The sequence below is a fragment of the Paenibacillus albiflavus genome (genome assembly GCF_004344915.1).
Lineage (GTDB): Bacteria > Bacillota > Bacilli > Paenibacillales > NBRC-103111 > Paenibacillus_AM > Paenibacillus_AM albiflavus.
This window is the reverse complement of record NZ_SKFG01000072.1, coordinates 1-357: the sequence shown is the minus strand read 5'-3', so window position 1 is coordinate 357 and position 357 is coordinate 1. Positions and strand designations below refer to the sequence as shown.

Genomic DNA, 357 nt, shown 5'->3' with positions numbered 1-357 from the left:
GAGTCACGAACGGCGGACTCTATAACGTCAACAAGACGATTACGTTTAATGAAGGCACGGCGACTTTGAATGGCTCCGCGTTCATTAGCGGTTCTACCGTTAGCGCGGAAGGCGACTATACGCTTGTCGTCACGGATGCGGCGGGCAACGTCACCACCGTGAGCTTCACCATCGATAAAACTGCTCCTGTTGTCAGCGGAGTCACGAACGGCGGACTCTATAACGTCAACAAGACGATTACGTTTAACGAAGGCACGGCGACTTTGAACGGCTCCGCGTTCATTAGCGGTTCCACCGTTAGCGCGGAAGGCGACTATACGCTTGTCGTCACGGATGCGGCGGGCAACGTCACCACCG

The 357-nt window shown here is 55.5% G+C and carries 1 protein-coding gene; it reads left to right on the top strand.

Going from position 1 to position 357, the window contains the following annotated elements:
* Positions 1–357, top strand: a 357-nt coding sequence (locus E0485_RS25295; protein WP_165921291.1) for a hypothetical protein, incomplete at both ends; no start/stop codon positions are given.